The organism is Streptomyces sp. SID5910 (assembly GCF_009862125.1).
Taxonomy (GTDB): domain Bacteria; phylum Actinomycetota; class Actinomycetes; order Streptomycetales; family Streptomycetaceae; genus Streptomyces.
Window position 1 is genome coordinate 1 of record NZ_WWHX01000989.1, and the last position, 944, is coordinate 944.

Sequence of the window (944 nt, forward strand, 5' to 3'; positions counted from 1 at the left end):
TCCCGGGGGACAACCCCCGGACCCCCGGCCGGAAAAGATGACGTCGGCGGAGGACGCGGCGAACTCCCGGCCCTCGTCGGAGTCGCCCGCCTGGATCACCACCGGGTGGCCCTGCGGGGAGCGGGGCAGGGTGAACTCGCCCGCGATGTCGAAGTGCCGCCCGTGGTGGGCGAAGGGGCGCGGGGTGCCGTCGGGGGTCCAGGAGTCCCACAGCTCGCGTGCGGTGGCGACGAACTCGGCGGCGCGGGTGTACCGCTCGGCCCGGTCCAGGAAGCCGCCGCGCCGGAAGTTCTCGCCGGTGAAGGCGTCGGAGGAGGTGACCACGTTCCAGGCCGCCCGGCCGTCGCTGAGGTGGTCGAGGGTGGCGAGGCGGCGGGCGAGTTCGTAGGGCTCGTTGAAGGTGGCGTTGACCGTGGCGGCCAGGCCCAGGTGCCCGGTGACGGCGGCGAGCGCGTTCAGCACGGTCAGGGACTCGGGGCGGCCGACGACGTCCAGGTCGTGGATGCGGCCCTTGTGCTCGCGCAGCCGCAGCCCCTCGGCGAGGAAGAAGAAGTCGAACAGGCCGCGTTCGGCGGTGCGCGCGAGGTGCTCGAAGGAGGCGAAGTCGATCTGCGAGGCCGAGCGGGGGTCGGCCCAGACGGTGGTGTTGTTGACGCCGGGGAAGTGCGCGGCGAGGTGCATCCGTTTGCGTGCGGTCATGACGCTCCTCCCGCGGCGGCCGCCGCGACGGCGTACCGGTTGGCGGGCCGGCTCAGGTCCAGGTGGTCCCGGAGCGTGCTGCCCGGATAGAAGGTGCGGAACAGGCCCCGGTGCTGGAGCAGCGGGACGGTGCCGTTGACGAGCCGTTCCAGGTCGCGGCGCGGCTCGGACGGGGTGAGGTGGAAGCCGTCGACGGTGCCCTCCCGGTGCCAGCCGGCGATGAGTTCGGCCAGGTCGACGGGGCC

At 73.5% G+C, this 944-nt stretch carries 1 protein-coding gene and 1 pseudogene; both read right to left on the reverse strand.

The genetic code is table 11. The features are described from left to right. Positions 1-699: LLM class flavin-dependent oxidoreductase (locus tag GTW67_RS35140; protein ID WP_161168767.1), on the reverse strand; the 699-nt coding region annotated here is incomplete at its 3' end. After that, positions 696-944, reverse strand: a pseudogene (locus GTW67_RS35145) (LLM class flavin-dependent oxidoreductase); the annotation flags it as partial. The gene GTW67_RS35140 and the pseudogene GTW67_RS35145, both read right to left, overlap by 4 nt.